Annotated in this window: 13 protein-coding genes; 5 read left to right on the forward strand and 8 right to left on the reverse strand. The window is 67.2% G+C overall.

Going from position 1 to position 15,850, the window contains the following annotated elements:
• Nucleotides 1-10: 10 nt before the first annotated feature.
• On the forward strand, nucleotides 11-1,627 hold the full coding sequence (locus R5W23_RS02980) for a hypothetical protein (protein WP_320685034.1): 1,617 nt from the start codon (nucleotides 11-13) through the stop codon (nucleotides 1,625-1,627).
• A 13-nt stretch (nucleotides 1,628-1,640) separates the two neighbouring features.
• On the opposite strand, the gene R5W23_RS02985 is transcribed toward R5W23_RS02980, so the two are convergent.
• Nucleotides 1,641-2,222 (reverse strand): TIGR02996 domain-containing protein, encoded by a 582-nt coding sequence (locus R5W23_RS02985; RefSeq protein WP_320685035.1) that lies wholly within the window; start codon nucleotides 2,220-2,222, stop codon nucleotides 1,641-1,643.
• Between the two features lie 186 nt (nucleotides 2,223-2,408).
• A complete protein-coding gene (locus R5W23_RS02990) occupies nucleotides 2,409-5,225 on the reverse strand; it encodes a hypothetical protein (RefSeq protein ID WP_320685036.1) in 2,817 nt (938 codons plus the stop codon).
• A gap of 352 nt (nucleotides 5,226-5,577) precedes the next feature.
• Between R5W23_RS02990 and topA the strand changes: the two genes are divergently transcribed.
• Nucleotides 5,578-8,523, forward strand: coding sequence for a type I DNA topoisomerase (gene topA / locus R5W23_RS02995; protein ID WP_320685037.1), 2,946 nt, complete (start codon nucleotides 5,578-5,580; stop codon nucleotides 8,521-8,523).
• A 78-nt stretch (nucleotides 8,524-8,601) separates the two neighbouring features.
• Nucleotides 8,602-9,480, forward strand: a complete 879-nt coding sequence (locus R5W23_RS03000; protein WP_320685038.1) for an RpnC/YadD family protein — start codon at nucleotides 8,602-8,604, stop codon at nucleotides 9,478-9,480.
• 104 nt (nucleotides 9,481-9,584) lie between these two features.
• Here the strand turns inward: R5W23_RS03000 and R5W23_RS03005 are convergent, their stop codons facing one another.
• Nucleotides 9,585-10,091, reverse strand: a complete 507-nt coding sequence (locus R5W23_RS03005) for a hypothetical protein (RefSeq protein ID WP_320685039.1) — start codon at nucleotides 10,089-10,091, stop codon at nucleotides 9,585-9,587.
• A gap of 82 nt (nucleotides 10,092-10,173) precedes the next feature.
• On the opposite strand from R5W23_RS03005, the gene R5W23_RS03010 reads away from it, so the two are divergent.
• Entirely contained in the window at nucleotides 10,174-11,427 is a 1,254-nt protein-coding gene (locus R5W23_RS03010; protein ID WP_320685040.1) for an MFS transporter, read from the forward strand.
• A gap of 85 nt (nucleotides 11,428-11,512) precedes the next feature.
• Here R5W23_RS03010 and R5W23_RS03015 read toward each other — a convergent pair whose 3' ends face one another.
• The 5 genes from R5W23_RS03015 to R5W23_RS03035 all read right to left on the reverse strand — a co-directional run bounded on the left by R5W23_RS03015 (nucleotide 11,513) and on the right by R5W23_RS03035 (nucleotide 15,183).
• Entirely contained in the window at nucleotides 11,513-12,460 is a 948-nt protein-coding gene (locus tag R5W23_RS03015; protein WP_320685041.1) for a hypothetical protein, read from the reverse strand.
• A gap of 192 nt (nucleotides 12,461-12,652) precedes the next feature.
• Complete coding sequence (locus tag R5W23_RS03020; protein ID WP_320685042.1) at nucleotides 12,653-13,246, reverse strand: hypothetical protein; 594 nt, start codon at nucleotides 13,244-13,246, stop codon at nucleotides 12,653-12,655.
• Between the two features lie 159 nt (nucleotides 13,247-13,405).
• Complete coding sequence (locus tag R5W23_RS03025; protein WP_320685043.1) at nucleotides 13,406-14,038, reverse strand: sulfite oxidase-like oxidoreductase; 633 nt, start codon at nucleotides 14,036-14,038, stop codon at nucleotides 13,406-13,408.
• A 13-nt stretch (nucleotides 14,039-14,051) separates the two neighbouring features.
• Nucleotides 14,052-14,543, reverse strand: coding sequence for a flavin reductase family protein (locus tag R5W23_RS03030; protein WP_320685044.1), 492 nt, complete (start codon nucleotides 14,541-14,543; stop codon nucleotides 14,052-14,054).
• 349 nt (nucleotides 14,544-14,892) lie between these two features.
• Nucleotides 14,893-15,183, reverse strand: coding sequence for a hypothetical protein (locus R5W23_RS03035; protein WP_320685045.1), 291 nt, complete (start codon nucleotides 15,181-15,183; stop codon nucleotides 14,893-14,895).
• Nucleotides 15,184-15,481: 298 nt separating this feature from the next.
• On the opposite strand from R5W23_RS03035, the gene R5W23_RS03040 reads away from it, so the two are divergent.
• The gene (locus tag R5W23_RS03040) at nucleotides 15,482-15,832 is read left to right on the forward strand and encodes an HPF/RaiA family ribosome-associated protein (protein ID WP_320685046.1); all 351 of its coding nucleotides are present in this window, start codon (nucleotides 15,482-15,484) and stop codon (nucleotides 15,830-15,832) included.
• Nucleotides 15,833-15,850 lie beyond the last annotated feature (18 nt).

Below are 15,850 nucleotides of genomic sequence, written 5' to 3' on the forward strand. Positions count from 1 at the left end.
CACTGTTTCCATGCGCACCCTTGCACTCTTGTCGGCCTACGCCGGGGCTCTGGCTCTGGGCACGTACCAGACGTTTTACCCGACGTTCGACACCGGGTTCGCCAACGTTCAGACCGAGCGCGGCGACGGGATGCTGAACCACCTGATCCTGGAGAACTCGTGGCTCGCGCTGTCGGACCCCGGCTACCGGGGGACGCTCGCGACCGCACCGTTCTTTTTCCCGGAGCGGTACACCATCGCGTACTCCGAGAACCTGTTCGGCTCGGCCCCCATTTACTGGGCGCTGCGGCTGGTGGTGGGGTACGAACTGGCTTACGCGTGGTGGCAGATCGTGTGTACGGTTCTTAACTTCATCGCGTTCGCGGTGGTGTGCCGCTGGCTGCGGATGCCGCACGCGGTCGCGCTCACCGGCGCGTTCGTGGGGGCGTTCGCGGTCGTCTACGCCGACCAGATCAAGCACGCGCAGATGATCCCGCGGTTCTATTCGCCGTTCGTCGTTTACTACGCGATCGTGCTGGTCACCGAGGTCGAAGGGAAGGCGAAGGCCCTCAATCGGATGCTGGGCGCGCTGTTCTTGCAGTGCCTCGCGTGCGTCTACACCGGGTGGTTCCTTGCGACCGGATTGGCGGTGTTTTTCCCGCTCCTGGTCGCCTTGCGCCCGGGCTCGGTGGGCGAGTTGCGGGCGTTCGCTGTCGCGAACAAGCGGCGGGTGGGCGGCATCTTGCTCCTCTGGGCGGGCGCGATGCTCGCGCTGTTCGTACCGTACATCCTGGTGAACTACGGGGTCACGCGCACCTACGAGGAGTGCTACAACCTGTTCCCGACCCCGAGCGCCTGGTTCACCGGGCCGAAGGACTCGCGGTGGTCGGAAACGCTCGCACAGGTCCGCGACCCGGCGCCCTACGAGTGCCTGCTGTTCTCCGGGTTCGCGCTCTACGGCCTGATCCTGGCCGCGTGCGTGCATCTGCCACTCATCGGCCGCGACCGGCGGGGGCCGCTGTGGCCGGCGGCCGTTGCGGCCCTGGCGACGGCCGCCCTCTGGGTGCTGTTCACGATGCCCGCGTCCCAGACCGGCGAATCGCTGTGGCGGGTGGTGCGGCTCATTCCCGGTGGGAACGCGATCCGGGTGGTTTCGCGGGTGTACGTCACCGTGTACCTGTTCGGCACAATGGGGATGCTCTTGTGGCTGTCGTCCGTGTTGGAGCGCCCCGGGCTTGGGTGGGTACGAATCGCGCTCGTTCCGGTGCTCGCACTCCTGGTGTGGGAGCAGACCGGTTACCACCAAGAGAGCTTCTCGCGCAAAGACTTCTACCCGTTCGTGGACCAGCACGCAGAAACCCTGCGGGGCGGCGACGCGGGCTACGTCATCCCTCGGTTCGTGGACGGCGAAGGGCTGGTGAGCACCGGTGCCTACGGTGAGGTGTTCTCGATGTGGGTCGGGCTGCGCGCCAACGTGCCGGTGGTGAACGGGTACAGCGGTCGGTGGCCGAACGACTTCCCACAGCCGGAGGGCGGCGCCCTGTCCGACGGTGAACTCCAGGTGTGGCTGGCGGGCCGCTACAAGGGGAAGGTGCGGCGGGTCGATTCCGAGTTCCCGGGCGTCTCGACCGAAGTCGTCATCGAGTGATTCGCCCGGGCGCTCACCAAAACTTCCACCACGGGCGTTTCGGCTCGTCGGGTTGCGAACCCGGTTCTGGCACGTGCCGCCGGATCATCCCCACGAACACGCGCTCGGGCGGCCGCACGTGATCGAGGTCGCCCGGGAACCGGTCCACCCCGGTCGCCACCGCGACGCACCGGCCCATTTGGGCGTGCGTTCGCGCTTCGGTGAGCGACTGGCTGTAGTACACGTCTTCGCCGCACGACCCGCAGTGCCGCACGTTCGGGTCATCGGTGCCCTGAAGTTGTTCCCACTTTTTGGGACACGGGAACTCGAACACCTTGTCGCAGTTCTCGATCGGCGGGCGGTCGAAAATTGCGACCCAGTTCGGGTCGAGGGTCGGACGGAGCGTTTCGAGCCGGGTGGCGATCCGGTGCCGCTCGGTTTGGCTCGTGCTCCTCGCTACGAACCGGACTTCGAGCCGCAGGAACTCGGACCGATCGCGCTCCTCGTGCTCGTCCAGCCAGTCGGCGTAGGCGAGCCACGCGGTCAGCTCGGCCGGTTCCGCAAGGATCGCGCGGAGGAACTGCTTGTCTTCGTCCGACAGAGGGGGACGTGGCATGTCGGCACCCGGAACGAGGTGAGGACCCGTTCCATAATAACAGAGGTGCGGCGGCCCGAAACGCAAGCGACCGCAACCCACGTGGGTTACGGTCGCTTGTTTCACGTGGCCCGTGCGGAACGACTCTCTTCCTTTTGCCGGCCTCACAACGGCTCGGCGACCGGAAACACCTCGAACGATTCCGGATCAGTCCCGGCCGCCGGACTTGGCGTTCTCGTCCAGCTTCTTCTTCTGCTCCTCGGTCTCCTCGTACCGGAACTCTTTCTTCAAGAGGGCCACGACCGACTGTCGCGCCTCGCGGGCCGCCTCGAACCGGAACTCGTTAATCACGGCGTGTTTCGGAGCGGTCGGCGGGTACACGTCCTTCGCGAAGCTGTCCGCGCTCTGGAGCGCCAGCGGGTCGGTTGACGGGCGCACCAGCACCGTCACGTAGAACGTGTCCTTCGGCGAGTCCGGCAGCACGATCGCATTTTTAAACGGCTTGTCGCGGTTTTCGACCAGTGCGGACGCAAAATCGCGGGTCGGGTACGGGATGTTCTCCGACTCGTTCAGCCCGAACGGTTGGAGCCGCCCGGCCAGGTTCATCCCCTGCGAGAACATCTGTTGGAGCACTTCCGGGCTGAGGCTGCCCAGGTCGATCGGGGTCAGCGGGCTGACGTTGTCGATCTCGAACGCCTTCGCGCGGAAGTACGCTTTGTTCCCCGCCGGAATTTCGCTTTGCAGCTTGTTCGCTTGTTCCGCCACGGCCTGGTGGAGGGTGATCGAGCTGCTCGCCGGGTCCTTCCGGATCGCCTCGGCGATGGCCTCGGCCCGCTGCTGGGCCAGCTCGCGCGCCTTGATCCGCTTCCAGGTCGCCCGCACTTGGTCCTTCATCGTGAGGTAGTTCGTCTTCTTCGGCTGAACGTCCTCGGTGACCCAGTAGACGTATCGCGCGCGGCCCTCGCTCCCGAAGGAGCTGCGGTCGTCGGGCGGGTACGGGGTGGCGACGAAGGTGCCGGTGGTCGGTCGGCGCCCCTGGTTTGGTTGAGCCGTCCAGAAGAAGCTCCGACCGAATGGCAGGTACCGGCCGCCGCCGTGCGCGCCGAACGCCCGGCCCAGGCTCGACTGCTGGGCCAGCACCAGCGGGCGCATCCCGGGGTCTTCCTCGAGCGCCCACTCGTCACGCGGCGCGGTGGTCGAGCCGAACTGCTCGCCCGGCTTTGTCAGCCCGCGGTCGGCCATGAACTTCTTGATGTAGTCGTTAACGGCCGTCTTATCCTTGGCCCGGCCCTTGTCGGACAGCTTTTCGAGCTGTTCTTTGAACCGCTCGACGTCACCCTTCTCGCCCGAGCCGCTCGGGTCGAACCGGTTCGACTGCGACCCGAAGGCCAGCGTTTTCGCGCGCTCGCTGGTGGCGGTTTTCATCAGCTCCGGGCGGACCGTCTCGATCGAGAGCGGCTGCGGTGCGGTCGCTTGGTACACCGCCGCGCCGCCGAGGGCGGTCGGGAGCAGCCCCGGGCTCGGCACAGCGCCGAGCACCAGCGGCAGGCCCGTCTTGACGCGGTCGCGGATCTCGTAGGCGATGGCCGCGCTGACCGCGACCGACGCCCCGGCGGCGGGGTGCCCGAACGGCACCGTCTGCCCGCTGAAGCCGCCGAGCGCGGCCGCCAGCGTCCCGGGCCGCACGGTGCTGGTCGGGAGCAGGTCGCGGGTGAACAGCGTGGAGCGGTCGTACGCGCCGCCGCCGAACATCTGATGCACCTTGTCGGCGAACTCGGTCTTGTACCGCGTGTACGCGGCGTCCACCGCGGGCTCTTTGAGCGCCAGCGGCGCGACCGCGGCCTCCGCCCACGCGGCGCCCACGCCCGGAACAGGTACGGCCGTCAGACCCGACACCTTCGCCATCACCTCACCGACCCTGAGCTGGTCCGCGGCGAGCTTCTGGTAGTACGGCTCCTCCCCGGTGAGCGCGAGCCAACTGACCGACAGCTTCCGCGGTTCCTTGAACCCGAACCCTTCCTTCGCCGGGTTCGGTTCGTCGTTGGCGTATTTGTCGTACAGCGCCTTCAGTTCGCTCTCCGACGGCTCGCCCGGAACCTTCTCGACGAACGCCTCCGCTGGTACCGGGACGATCTCGTACTTCGCCGGGCTGCACTGCCGGCGGTAGTACTCGAACATTTCGTAGGGAGCTGGGTACACCGCCGCGTCCGGCCCGATGCGTCCGGCCGGGCCGAACACCGCGGTCTGCGCTGCCCGCACCTTGAACTCGACCGCCAGTGCGTCCATGCAGGCGTCCAGGTTGAACCCCTCGATCTGCTTTTGGAGCGCCTTACGGACCTCGACATCCGACTTGAAGTAGCTGTAGAATTCACGCGCGATAAGTGTGTGAACGTCGGCCCGGGTGAAGCGGATGCCGAGCTGGTCGGCCTTCTTCTCCCACAGCATGAACTCGATCGTTTCGCGCGTGGTCCGGTTCGGGGCGTTGAGAAAGAACAGCCCGTCGGCACCGACGAACCGCCGCTGGATCAGGTCGAGCTGCGCCAAGTAGGCGCGGGCGGCGTCCTTGTCCTCGCTCTTCGCGGCGGGGTTCTCGGACACCGCGCGGATCGTCATCCGGGCGCGGGGGATAGTCTGTTGCGGGTTGCCGAACTGCTGGCTCATCAGCGAGAATTCGGCCATCTGGACCGCCGACGCCATCTGCTGGCCGTCGTCGCCCAGCTTGCCGCGCTGCTGATCGGTGTACCGGCGTAGACTGTCTAGGGTCTCGCCGGCGGCGAGGGTCATGAACGAGTTCGCCATGACCCGCCCGCGCCGCACGCGGGCGATGTCGCTCTCCTTGATCGTGCTGCCGTCGAGCCGGCAGACGACCTCGCCCTTCCGCCCGCCGCCGAGCCAGCGCGACAATCGGTCGATCGCGTCGCCCGAGCCGAACGACAGCGTGAACATGATCATGATGAAGACGGTCAGAACCGCGAACAACGCCTTCTGGTTCCGGCGGAAAATGTTGAACGGGTTGTAAGCCATTACAATTCCTCGGGATGCGCCGACGCCTTCGTTGCGCCGGAGGGCCGCGGGGGTTGACAGCCTTCGTAGCACTGTACTAAGGGTGGTGGGCGCGTTCGGCCCTTGCCAGCTTCGACCGGTTATCCGATTGTACGGAATGTGCTCCTCGGAACAATTGGAAACGGACCCGCGGCCCGCCCCTCTAATAAGGTAGGCGTGGTAGACCGGGTGAGCCGGAGCCGTCTTTCGCTCGAAGACGACCTGCGGGCCACGAAATCCGCTCCGCGAGTTTCGCGGCGCCGGCCGCCCCAACTAAAAGAGCAGCACGGGCGAACCGAACTCGCATTAGCCCTGTTGACGGAGTGACACCAGAGTGCCGACACCGAAAAAACCAGCGGCGACCGACGCGGCACCGAAGAAGCCCCGCGCCGCCAAGAAAGCCCCCGCCAAGGCCGCGGCCCCCGAGAGCGACGCGCCCGGCGCGGCGCCGGCCGGCCCCAAGGGCGGGTTCGACCTCGTCGTGGTCGAGTCGCCGGCGAAGGCCAAGACCATCAACAAGTACCTCGGTCCGAACTTCCGGGTGCTGGCCAGCTACGGCCACGTCCGCGACCTCGACACCAAGAAGAAGAAGGGCGAGGACATCGCGGGCATCGACATCGCGAACGGGTGGAAGCTGCGCTACACCGTCGACGATGGCAGCAAGTCGGAGGGCGGGCGCAAGCGGTTCCGGACCGCGAAGGAGATCCTCGGCGAGATCGGCCGCGAGGCGAGCCGGGCCAACAAGGTCTACCTCGCGAGCGACCCCGACCGCGAGGGCGAGTCGATCGCGTGGCACATCGCGGACGAACTGAAGCTGCCGGACGCGACCACCTACCGCATACGCTTCAACGAGATCACGAAGAACGCCGTGAACGCGGCGCTCGCCGGTGCGGAGAAGATCAACGACCTGCGCGTGTCCGCCCAGGAGGCGCGCCGGGCGATGGACCGCGTCGTGGGGTTCCCGCTCTCGAACCTGCTCGGCAAAAAGGTCGCGAGCCGCCTGAGCGCGGGCCGCGTGCAGTCGGTCGCGGTCAAACTGATCGTGGACCGCGAGCGCGAGATCGAGGCGTTCAAAACCGAGGAATACTGGAAGATCACCGCGCTGCTGGCGGCGCCCGGGGTGAAGGCGGCGTGGACCCCGGACCCCGCGAAGTCGAAGATCTTCGCCAAGAAGAAGACCGAGGCCGCGAAGCCGGTCGCGTGGCACAAGCCCACGGAAGAGGACACGCAAGGCGACCCGGACGAACCGGTCGTGGACAGCGAAACGGCGGACACGCCCGAAGGCGCCGAAGCGGCCGCGGCGGCGCCCGCGAGTGACGCGGGCGGCATCCCGACGCCGCCGAAGGACACGTTCCTGGCGAACCTCGCGAAGTGGGACAACGCCGAACCCAAACTCGCCAGCGAGGCCGACGCCGACGCGGTGGTCGCCGCGCTCGCGGGCGTGCCGTTCGTGGTGTCGAAGGCGGAAAAGAAGACGCGGCAGGACCGCCCGCTCCCGCCGTTCACCACCAGCACGCTACAGCAGCAGGCGAACGCGCGGATGCGGTTCAGCGCCAGCCGCACGATGCAGACGGCGCAGAAGCTGTACGAGGGCGTCGAGCTGACCGGGATGGGGCAGGTCGCGCTGATTACGTACATGCGTACCGACAGCACCCGCGTGTCGAACGACGCGCTCACCGCGGTGCGGGCCTACATCCAGGGCACCACGTTCCTCGGCCCCCGGTACCTGCCGGCGCAGCCGAACGCGTACAAGTCGGGCAAGAGCGCGCAGGAGGGGCACGAGGCGGTCCGCCCGACGGACGTGAAGATCACCCCCAAGGACGCCGAGAAGGCCGGGCTCGGGGGCGACCAGTTGCGGCTGTACACCCTGATCTGGCAGCGGTTCGTGGCGAGCCAGTGCACCCCCGCCGAGATGGACGTGACCACCTACGAGATCACGGCCGGGCGCGGGCTGTTCCGCGCCAGCGGCCGGGTGATCACGTTCGACGGCTACCGCAAGGTGCTGCCGCCGGTGGGCCGGCAGGAGGAGCCCGAGCTGCCGCCGGTGAAAGAGAAGGACGTGCTGAACCGGCTCGACCTGTTCGAGAGCCAGCACTTCACGCAGCCGCCGCCGCGGTTCAACGAAGGCTCGCTGGTGAAGGCGCTCGAGAAAGAGGGCATCGGCCGCCCGAGCACCTACGCCAGCATCATCAGCACGATCCAGAAGCGCGGGTACGTCACGCAGGACCGCGGGCGGTTCTTCGCGACCGAGATCGGGAAGGTGGTGACGGACCTGCTCGTGAAGCACTTCCCGAACATCATGGACACGCAGTTCACGAGCAAGTTCGAGACGGAGCTGGACGAGATCGAAACCGGCAAGTTCCGGTACCGCGAGGTGCTGGACGAGTTCTGGGACTCGTTCTCGAAAACCCTCAAGAGCGCCGACGCCGAGATGCCGGTGGCGCGCGAGCTGACCGGCGAGAAGTGCCCGAAGTGCGGCCGCGACATGCAGAAGCGGTACAGCACCACGACCGGCGGCTTCTTCGAGGGATGCACCGGCTACAGCGCCGACCCGCCGTGCAAGTACATCAAGCCGCGCCCGGGCGAGGCCGAGCGCGAGGGGCCGACGGTCACCGACATCCCGTGCCCGGCGTGCGGCAAGCACATGGTCCGGAAGGTCGGGCGGTTCGGCGTGTTCTACACGTGCGAGGGGGCGCCCGATTGCCCCACGACGATGAACGAGAACGCCGAGGGCGTTCGCACCGTCACCGCGCTGCCGACCAAGCACAAGTGCCCGAAGTGCGAGAAGCACAACCTGCTCCTGAAGGAGAGCAAGGCGGGCAAGAAGTACGTGCAGTGCCCCGACGCGAAGTGCAAGTTCATCAGCGACGCCGACGCCGACGGCGCGCCGGTGAAGCCGGCCGACACGGGCGTCGCGTGCGAGAAGTGCGGCAGCCCGATGGTGATCAAGGTGGCGTGGCGCGGGCCGTTCCTGTCGTGCAGCGGGTACCCGAAGTGCCGCAACGCGAAGTCGATCAACGCCGAGTTGCGCGAGAAGCTCAAGGACATCCTCCCGCCGCCACAGGAGAAGGTTGAGAAGAAGGAGGACCCGGCGCTGTCGGTGGAAGTGACCGAGACGTGCCCGGAGTGCGGCGCGCCGCTGAAGCTTCGGAAGTCGCGGTTCGGACCCGGCTACTACCTGGGCTGCTCGAAGGGGCCGAAGTGTAAGGGCAAGGGGAAGATCAGCCCCGAGCTTCAGGCCAAGATCGACGCCGCCGTTGCCGCTCCGGCGGCGCAGTGAGCCTGCCGGCGGAGTTCACCGCCCTTGTTGCCCGGGGAACGTTCGGGCAACAAGGGCGCCTGTCTGGGGCTCGCGAATATGGGCAAACCGTTCGACGCGACCCTGAACACCCTGATTGATGCCCACCTCGGCGATTGGGCCGCGTTCCTGGGCGCCCGGGTCGGTGTGCCGCCCGGACCGGCTACGCCTCTCGACACCGATCTGTCAGCGACGCTGCAAGCGGACCGCCTGTTCCGCATCGACGGCGCGTCGCCCGCGGCGTTGCACCTGGAACTGGAATCCAGCGGCCGGCTCGGCATTCCGGGCGAACTGCTGCGGTACAACGTTGCGGCCTGGGCCGTGAACGGTTTGCCCGTCCATTCGGTACTCGTACTGCTACGCCCGAAGGCCACTGCGACCGACCTCACCGGCACGCTGGAACTGACAGGTGCGGGCGGGACGCCGTACCTGACGTTCCGGTACACGGTGGTTCGGGTGTGGCTCGAAACCGTGGACGCGCTGTTGGCTGCGGGGCCGGGTGTGGCGCCGCTGGCGCTGCTCACCAACGAGGCGGACGCGGACCTGCCGGCGGCGTTCGTTCGGTTCCGGCAGGCGTTGCGATCGGCCGACGTTTCCGATAGTGTGGAGCGCGGGCTTCTGGGCTCCACGTTCGTGCTGTGCGGCTTGCGCTACGATCCGGCTCGCGTCGAGACCCTGTATCGGGAGCTGAGTATGACCCTCGAAGACTCCACGACGTACCAGTTGATCCTCAGCAAGGGGCTGGCCCAAGGCGAGGCTCGTGGGGCGGTCGCGGAAGCGCAGCGGCTGTTGCTGTTGCAAGGGCAGGAACGGTTCGGGGCTCCCGACCCTGCGGCCGAAGCGGCGCTACGGGCTGTGACCGATCGTAACCGTTTGGAGCAGTTGGCCCGGCGCGTTCTCACCGCAACCGGTTGGAGCGACCTGCTCGCGACGAACTGAACGACAGGGCGCACCGACAGAGGCCTTCGACAGCTCACCGTGTGGCTCGATACGCTCGCGCTGTCGAGCGAGCGTGGCGGCCCGTTCGGCTGAGCTTCCCGTCATCACGTCGTGTAGAGCGACGGCACCCGGGGCCACACGTACAGGCTCACCATCATGCACGCGGCGGTGACCGCGGCCAGCCCGCCGATCAGCATCGCGAACACGGCCAGGGCGTTACCGGCGTACTTGCCGCCGGCGCGCTCGACCGCGCTCATTGCCGACCCGCCGAGCAGCGCGGCGCCCAGCCCGAGAACGAACGGGAGCACGAACGCCACGATCTGGAGCGTGTAGTTCGCGACCTTCGACCTCTGGGTTTCGCGGACCAGCGCCCCGTCGAGGCTGTCACCGAAGACCGCCTTCTCGCCCTCGGCCAGCTTGCGCGCGGGGAGCGATTCGGGGCGCGGGGCGCCGCCCGACGCGCCCCGTGCCTCGAGCAGCGGGCTGCCGGCGATCTGCTTTTCCGCGTACATCGAGCCGTACAGCCCGAGCACGCCGGCGACCGTGGCGACCACGATCCCGGCCCAGGCCGTCGGGTGAACCGGTGCGCCGCGCGTCGAGCCCGTGACCATTGTTCCGCCCCTTACTGGATTCGCCCCCACGCGTCGGGTATGGTGGGCGCGTTCCCGCCCGGCACCTTCTCCCGAAGCCGCAATGAGCACCGCTCCCGACCTGTCCCCGTGGCGCTGGTGGGTGTGCGCCCTGTTGATGCTCGCGACCGTCATCAACTATATGGACCGCATGGCCCTGAACCAGATGGCCGTGGAGATCAAGACCGCGCTCGACCTGACCGACCTGCGGTACAGTTGGCTCGAGAGCGCCTTCTCCCTGGCGTTCGCGCTCGGGGCGCTCGCCACCGGGTACGTTGTGGACCGCGCCCGTGTGTGGTGGGTGTACCCGCTGGTGGTGGTGGGGTGGTCGCTGGCCGGCATTCTGACCGGGTTCGCCGGCTCGTTCTGGGCGCTCATCGCCTGCCGGTTTCTGCTCGGGCTGTTCGAGGCCGGGAACTGGCCCTGCGGCATCCGCACCACGCGCGCGGTGCTGCCGCCCGCCGAGCGGTCGCTCGGCAACGCCCTGTTCCAGAGCGGTACCGCGCTGGGGGCGGTGGTCACCCCGCTGATGGTGTTAGCGATCCTCCGGCGGGCCGAGACGTTCGAGATCGCGGAGACGTGGCGCGTGCCGTTCCGGGTCATCGGCGCGCTCGGGCTGGTGTGGGTCGCCCTGTGGTTCATCACCATCCCCAAACGGATGCTGGCCGGGGGCGGCGGAACGGGGCCGGCGAACCGGAACGACGCCCGGTTCACGGACGTGTTCCGGGACCGCCGGTTCTGGGCGCTGGTCGCGGTGGTGGTGGCGGTGAACGTGACCTGGCACGGGTACCGCACGTGGCTGCCGCTGTACCTGCGCGAGCAGCGCGGGTACTCGCTCGAGGAGATGAGCGCGTTCACGACCGTGTACTACCTCGTGGCCGATGTCGGTTCGTGGACGGTCGGCTTGCTGACGCTGCTCCTGTGCAAGCGCGGGGTGCCGGTTCACACGAGCCGGCTGCTGGCCTTTACGGGCTGTTCGCTGCTGGCGGTTTGCACCGCTGCGGTGCCGTTCCTGCCAGACGGGTGGGGGCTCAAAGCGGGGCTGTTGGTGGTCGCGTTTGGGGCGCTCGGGCTGTTCCCGACGTACTTCGCGCTGAGCCAGGAGCTGTCCGCGAAGCACCAGGGAAAGGTGACGGGTGTTCTCGGGGCGTGTGCGCACCTGTCGTTGGCGGCCGTGTACCCCGTTGAAGGGCTCATTTGTGTCGTGACCGGCTCGAAAGAGTGGGTCCTGGGTGGGATCGGGCTGTTCCCGCTCCTGGCCCTGGTGGTGATGCTGGTGCTGTGGCCGCCCAGACCTGAGCCTCCTGCCGCGAGTTGAGTGGGTTGCGGTTCGGCGTAAGCCAGCTTGCGAGCCCCAACGCCCGGCGCACTGGGTTGGGCGTTGGGGCTCCTGCCGTGACCGTTCAGTCGCGGAAGATGCGGATCTGCTGTTTGACCGTGTTTTGCTTTTTCTTCGTTTGGTCGAGGGGCGGGATCGGCAGCACCAACTCACTGCCGACCAGCACCAACAAATCCTCACGGAAACCTTTCAGGTAGGCGTCGTCGGGCATACGGTTGTCGCCGGCGACGAGGACCATCCCGCCGCCCGCGAGCCGCTTCAGAGCCTCGTTGCGCGAAACCAGCTTGCCGTTCAGGTCGTAGGCCTCGAATTTCACTTCCGCCAGCGGCTTGGTCGCCACTTTCGCTTCACTCGCGGGGGCGCCCGGGTAATAAATGCCGTCGCCGGCCCATTGGGCCATACGGATGCGGTTCACCCGCCCCTCGAACTGGATGGCGTCGTGGTACGCTTGCCCCGTCGCCTGGGTTGTAACCTGGGCGAGCACCCCGCCCTTGTTTTGTGATGAGAGCATCGCGAGCTGCGGCGGCGGGGTGGTGGGGTACGGCTCGCCGCCCCACTGGATCAGGGCGTGCTTCAACCCGTCCGCGACCATCACCACCGTATCAGGGTGGGCCGACTGGAGCCACGCCTTACTGATCGGCTGCCCGTCGGCGGACGCTAGCACAGTCGCGCCGGCCTTCACCCGGGCGGTGGCCTCGTTCGCGGTCAGTTGCCGCCCGTCGGCGGTGGTGAACTTGCCGTTGAAATCGGTGAGCGTCTTGTTCAAGTACTGGGTGCCAACGGTGTCGTACTCGATCTCCTTCTGGACCTGCTTGTTGCCTTCCACAACGAACTGCGTGGCCGTTACGGTTTGCTTGATGTAGACGGTGGCGACCACGCGAACCGATCCGCTGCCGTCGGCCTTGAGGGCGAGGACGCGCGGGGCCGGGCCGGTGACGTTGGGAACGGTGTCGCGGGGAAGGGGGGCGGCCGGTGCGACGAGGGCCGCCGAAAGGACCAGCGAGGGATACATACGACGCATCTCCTGGGGGCTGATTCGGCAACCCTAGCAGGATAACCCGCCCGGAACGGGCGGTAAAGCGACTGGCTGGTCGTGTTACAGTTTCGGGACACGTCGGCTGTGCCCCAACGCGCGTGTAACGGCGAAGGGGACCGCCGCAGGCCATCGTTAGCCTGCGGCGGTCCCCTTCGCCGTTACACGCGTTTACTTTCCGGGGGCCGGCGGCACCGGGGCCGGGAGCGGTTGAGCCGGCACGGCCGGGGCGATCTGAACCGGCGCAATCTGGATCTGGATGCCGGGCTGGGCCGGTAACACCTGAAGCCCGCCCTGGATCGCGGGCAGCGGGCGGGCGACCGGACGGCCGGCAGCGGGACCGCTCAGTTCCGGCGACACCAGCACGAGCACGTCGTCCTTGAACATCTTCAGGAACGTCGGGCTGACGGGCTTGCCGTCGGTGGAGACGACGACAATGGCACCGCTGCTCAGTTTCTTGAGCGCGTCCTCGGTCGCGATCTTCGTGCCGTCGGCGGTGGTGACGGTCAGATCCTTCACCTCGCTCAGTTCGATCACCTTGGTGCGGGAGATCTCGCGGGCGACGACGGCCGGAGCGACGCCGTTCGGGTTGGCCGCGACCGGGGCGTTTGGCAGCTTCTCGGTTCGGGTCACGGTGACCATGATCTTGCCGTCGGCGCCCGGCTTCAGTTCGAGGATGCGGGGGGCCGGGCCGACCGGGACCGCGGGACCCGGGGCCGGCACGGGGGCAGCGAGAGTCATTGACAGAACGAACGAGGTCAGCATCGGTCTTCGCGCTCCGATAAGAGGGATGGCAGTTCCCACGGGGCTTACTCTCCGACGGAATACCCGATGCCGGAGATTCAAGGAATCCTGAATTGCGGGGCGAAATGTTGTTGCACGGGTGGAGAGCGAATTGGCGCCGCGGTCGCGTTCGTCGTGGCCTCACCTGTTGGTGCGGAACCGCTCGCCGTCGCCGTCGGGGCCGCCCTGCCACGGGTCGCCGCGCATGTGGTAGCCGCCGTGCTCACCGCTTTCCCAAAAACCCGGCCGGTCCTCCTCCATGAACTCGATCCCGCGGACCCACTTGGCGCTCTTCCAGGCGTACAGCTTCGGCACCACGAGCCGCAACGGGTAGCCGTGGTCGGGGGAGAGAAGCTGCCCGTTGTGGTGCGTCGCGAATAAGCAGTCGTCCCCGAAAAAGTGGTCGACCGGCAGGTTGGTGGTGAACCCGTATTCGCAGTGAACCATGACGAACTTCGCCCGCGGCGAGACGGTCACGTGGTTCTGCAACGCGCGCGTGCTGACCCCTTCCCAGAGGTTGTCGAGTTTGGTCCACCGGGTGACGCAGTGCATGTCGGCGTACACCCGCACCCGCGGGAGCGCCGAGAACTCGGCCCACGTGAACTGTTTGACCGCGCTGACGAGCGGGATCGGAAAGACGGTCAACGTCCACCGGGCCGGATCGAACGGCGGGACGCTGCCGGCGTGGAGGATCGGCCACTTCTGGGTTTGCACCTGGCGGGGCGGGAGCCGGTTGGGGCGCTGCGTGTCCGAGCTGATGATGGGTTCGTCCATGTCGGTGTTCCCGTCAGTAGCGCAGGCCGTTCTTGCGGGTGTGAACCGTGGGCTTTGCGTCCTGAAGTATGCCGCCCGCGGTCACTTCACCGATGACGAGTGTATGATCCCCGACCGCGACGCGGTTCGCCACCCGGCACACCAGATACGCGTGCGCGGCGAGCAGCACCGGCGGGGCGAGGGCGTCGCGCCGCGCGTCGAGCCCCGTGAACGCCGGCTCGTCGGGCTCGAAGCCCTTGCCGAAGTGGGCCACCAGCGTCTTGCCGCCCTCCGGGATCACGTTGACGACGAACGTCGCCCCCACGTTCAGCCATTCAAGGGCGTACCGCTGGTTGTTGAGCGCGGCAGAGATTTGCGGCGGGTTGAAGCTGCACTGTTGCACCCAGGACGCGAGCATCCCGGTTTCGCGGTCGCCGCTCCTGACAGTGAGGACGAACAGCCCGCTGGGGATGCGGCCCAGTGCAGCGGCAAGTGATTCGGACGGGTCGCTCGGCGCGGTGCTCATGTGCTCATGATACCGCGGAAAGGCTGAGGTGCCATACGCCTGTGGGTGAGAGGGGCGCGCACGAGGAACCGCTGGCGGTCGAGGCTTCGCGAAAGAAGGAAATTGCCTGCTCGTCCGGCAAATCTGGTACCCGTCGGGCGTTCGAGGCAGCAGTCGCAGGTGGTTCATCGCAGTGAGTGCATCGACCGCCCCAGATGCGATCGGTTCCCTGAAGATCGTATCACGTTCGATCGAAGTGTGTCGATGGTTCGGATCCGACCCGCCGCTGACACCGGCGGGTGCAACCGATTCCCTGGGTAGAGCCGGTTCCCGACTCAGAATCGGGAACCTGAAACGACTGGGGGCGTGTTCAGGAGCCATGCACGCGATCGGAGCCGGCGACCTTCACGATCTTGTTGTACACGCCGAGGAGCATGAACGGGGCCACCCACTGACCTACAAATTGTGCGTCTTCTTTGCGGTTGAGCGCATGCAGAGTGAGTGACCCCACGATCGAGGCCCCGGCAGCCCACAGGAACCAGTCCGACGGCACCTGCGCGGTGTAGTTCTCGATGTTGCGGGCCACCGAACCCTCGGAGTGACGTTCGGCTTCCCCGGTCTGTGTGCGACCTACCGGGTTATTAAGGGTTGCTGTCGCCATGATGACTCTCCTTTGTGTTTAGGGGCGACGCACTGACGTGCGGTGCAGCCGTCTGTTGCAATCGGGGTGCCGGATAATCGTCGGTAACGCCGACACGTTCGTGATTGGTGGAATCGACGGCCGCTGGCTGCACCTTGAAGAAGGGTGCGGTCTCCGCTCAGGGCGGTCGAGCGGGTGCAGCCGGGCTTAAACGCGGCGATGGCTGCCGACCGAGAGTTCGGCGGGTGCGGCCAAGCCGGCACGCAGTCTGCTCCAAATGTGCTGGTTCGAAGCGACTGACTCATTTCGGAGACGACCCGTGATCTTTCAAGTGCGCACCGACAACCACATTCGCAATAGCGCCGAGTTCGCCGAGTCCATCCGTGCCGACGTGGAGGCCGCCATCGGCGACCGCTTCGGCGACCGCCTGCGGCGCGTCGAGGTATACCTAGAGGACGTGAACTCGGACAAGGGCGGCATCGACACCCGGTGCTCGGTCGAGGTGCATTTGGCTGGGCGCCCGGCGGTCGCGGCACACGACATTGCGGCGGATGTCGAGACGGCGGTAGACGGCGCGGTGGAGCGGGTGCTGCGGGTGATTGAGAAGCAGCTCGGTCGGCAGGACGACCGGGCCGGGCACACGTCCGCGGCGGGCGACCAGGGGATGTGATCGGGCACTAACCGGGAG

Source organism: Gemmata algarum, assembly GCF_034097035.1.
Taxonomy (GTDB): domain Bacteria; phylum Planctomycetota; class Planctomycetia; order Gemmatales; family Gemmataceae; genus Gemmata; species Gemmata algarum.

Bases quoted from the DNA above. Each gene is read 5' to 3' on its own strand.
- R5W23_RS02980 (WP_320685034.1), top strand. From the start codon at position 11: ATGCGCACCCTTGCACTCTTGTCGGCCTACGCCGGGGCTCTGGCTCTG.
- R5W23_RS02990 (WP_320685036.1), bottom strand. From the start codon at position 5,225: ATGGCTTACAACCCGTTCAACATTTTCCGCCGGAACCAGAAGGCGTTG.
- R5W23_RS03030 (WP_320685044.1), bottom strand. From the start codon at position 14,543: ATGAGCACCGCGCCGAGCGACCCGTCCGAATCACTTGCCGCTGCACTG.
- R5W23_RS03015 (WP_320685041.1), bottom strand. From the start codon at position 12,460: ATGTATCCCTCGCTGGTCCTTTCGGCGGCCCTCGTCGCACCGGCCGCC.
- R5W23_RS03005 (WP_320685039.1), bottom strand. From the start codon at position 10,091: ATGGTCACGGGCTCGACGCGCGGCGCACCGGTTCACCCGACGGCCTGG.
- R5W23_RS03010 (WP_320685040.1), top strand. From the start codon at position 10,174: ATGAGCACCGCTCCCGACCTGTCCCCGTGGCGCTGGTGGGTGTGCGCC.
- R5W23_RS03025 (WP_320685043.1), bottom strand. From the start codon at position 14,038: ATGGACGAACCCATCATCAGCTCGGACACGCAGCGCCCCAACCGGCTC.
- R5W23_RS02985 (WP_320685035.1), bottom strand. From the start codon at position 2,222: ATGCCACGTCCCCCTCTGTCGGACGAAGACAAGCAGTTCCTCCGCGCG.
- R5W23_RS03035 (WP_320685045.1), bottom strand. From the start codon at position 15,183: ATGGCGACAGCAACCCTTAATAACCCGGTAGGTCGCACACAGACCGGG.
- R5W23_RS03000 (WP_320685038.1), top strand. From the start codon at position 8,602: ATGGGCAAACCGTTCGACGCGACCCTGAACACCCTGATTGATGCCCAC.
- R5W23_RS03020 (WP_320685042.1), bottom strand. From the start codon at position 13,246: ATGCTGACCTCGTTCGTTCTGTCAATGACTCTCGCTGCCCCCGTGCCG.